This window comes from Stenotrophomonas capsici (assembly GCF_034961085.1).
GTDB lineage: Bacteria > Pseudomonadota > Gammaproteobacteria > Xanthomonadales > Xanthomonadaceae > Stenotrophomonas > Stenotrophomonas capsici.
Map to the genome: position 1 here is coordinate 1 of NZ_JAYFUH010000149.1, position 2,267 is coordinate 2,267.

A 2,267-nucleotide genomic window follows, 5' to 3' on the forward strand; every position below is an offset into this window, starting at 1 on the left:
CTCGGCGCGCAGCAATGCCAGGTGCGCGAACGGTGGAAAGCCCGCGGCCTCGCGTTGCACCAGCTCGGCCTCGGCGAAGGCGTGGTAGCCACCGTTGACCAATGTGTGCAGCAGCGCATTGTCCGGGTGGTGGGTCTGTAGCCAGACTTCGCCCGGACGGTCCGCGCGGCCGGCGCGGCCGGCGACCTGGATCAACTGCTGGGCCAGTTTCTCGCTGGCGCGGAAGTCGGCCGAGAACAAGCCTTCATCGATGCCCACCACCACCACCAGGGTCAGCTTGGGCAGGTCGTGGCCCTTGGCCAGGATCTGCGTGCCGACCAGGATGCCGGGTTGCTCGCCCAGCGTGGCCAGGGTCTGTTCCAGTGCGTCGCGTCGCGCGGTGGTACCGCGGTCGATGCGCAGCACCGGGTACTCGGGGAACAGCTGCAGCAGGCGTTCTTCCAGCCGCTCGGTGCCGATGCCCTGCGGCTGCAGGGCCAGGCTGCCGCAGTCCGGGCAGGCCAGCGGCACCGGTTGGCGCGCGCCGCAGTGGTGGCACTGCAGCCGTCGGCCCGCGCCGTGCACGGTCATCGGCGTGCTGTGCAGGGGCGTGCTGCAGCGCTTGCAGGGCGCGGTCCAGCCACAGTCATGGCAGAGCAGCACCGGTGCGTAGCCGCGACGGTTCTTGAACACCAGCACCTGGTTGCCGGCCTGCAGGTGCTGGCCGATGCCGGCCAGCACTTCGGGCGAGAGGCCATCCTGCAGTGGCCGCTTGCGCACGTCGTAGATGCGCACGCCCGGTGGCTTGGCGTCGCCGGCGCGCTGTTTCAGGCGCAGGTGCGTGTAGCGCCCGCTGCGTGCGTTGTGCAGCGATTCCAGCGACGGCGTGGCGCTGCCCAGCACCACCGGCACGTCCAACGCCTTGCCGCGCACCAGCGCGAAGTCACGCGCGTGGTAGCGGATGCCGTCCTGCTGCTTGTAGCTGCCGTCGTGCTCTTCGTCGACGACGATCAGCCCCGGCTGCGGCAGCGGGATGAACACCGCAGAGCGCGTGCCGACGATCACCCGGGCCTCGCCGCGTGACGCTGCCGCCCAGACCCGCGCACGCTCGTTGTCGTTCAGGCCCGAATGCAACGCGTGCACCGGGATGCCCAGGCGGGTGCGGAAGCGCGCCAGCATCTGCGGGGTCAGGCCGATTTCCGGCACCAGCACCAGCGCCTGCCGTCCCTGTTCCAGGCAGCGGCTGATCGCCTGCAGGTAGACCTCGGTCTTGCCGCTGCCAGTGACGCCGTCGAGCAGGAACGGCTGGAAGCCGGGCGCCGCGGCGATGGCATCGATGGCCAGTTGCTGCTGCGGGTTCGGGACCGGCCCGGGATGCAGGTGCGGCACCGGCACCTGCGCCGGCACCTCGATGCGATGGGCGAAGTCACGCTTTGCCAGCGCGCGGGCGGCGCTGCGCCAGTCCTCGAGCAGGTCGTCCAAGCGGTCCTCGTTGACCGCGCCGTCCTGCAGCACCTGGGCCAGGCGCTGCGGGCGGGTGCCGGCGCGCAGGCGGGACAGCCCGGTGCGCCCGGCCTCGGTCAGCTGCCACGCCCAGCCATGGGTATCGGGCAGCGGTTCGCCGCGGCGCAGCGGCGCCGGCAGCGCGGTAGCGATCACTTCACCCAGCGGCGCGTGGGTGTAGCGGGCCAGCCACAGCAGCGAGGCCGCCAGCTCGCCGGCCAGCAGCGGGGTGGGGTCGAGCCATTCCAGTGCGGCCCGCAGCGGTGCCGGGTCGTCCACCTGGCCGATGCCCTCGACCACCCCCACCAGTTCGCGCGGCCCGAACGGTACGCGCAGCCGCCGGCCGATGTCGCCCTCCACGGGAGCGGGGCTGCCATCGGGCGGAAGGTAGTCGAACAGATGCGGCAACGGCACCGGCAGGGCGATGCGCAGGGTGGGGCAGGCAGGCATGCCGGGAAGTGTAGCCGCAGCAGGCCATCGCGCCGCGGCCGTTCACTTGCGTCGGTTTGCTGTGCGCGGATCCATAAATGGCATGTAAACGCTCGCCCCGATTGAGGATTTCGGCTTATCCACATTTGCTGTGGATAACTCTGTGGGTGAGCGTTGTGCTCCACGCGCTTTGGGCGATGGTTCAAGCCTCAGGGTCAACTTGGACAAAAAATCGCCACATTGCTTATTCAATGAAAATCAATGGGTTAGCCGTGAAACAAAAACGAAATGCAAGCGCGGCGAGCGCTGGACACGGCGACTGTTACCGCGTCTTGACGCTGTGCACAAGTTGCGGC

1 protein-coding gene is annotated in these 2,267 nt (G+C 69.5%); it reads right to left on the bottom strand.

The features are described 5' to 3' along the window. On the bottom strand, positions 1-1,932 hold a 1,932-nt coding region (locus tag VA603_RS10410), incomplete at its 3' end, for a primosomal protein N' (protein ID WP_323438772.1). Between the last annotated feature and the right edge of the window lie 335 nt (positions 1,933-2,267).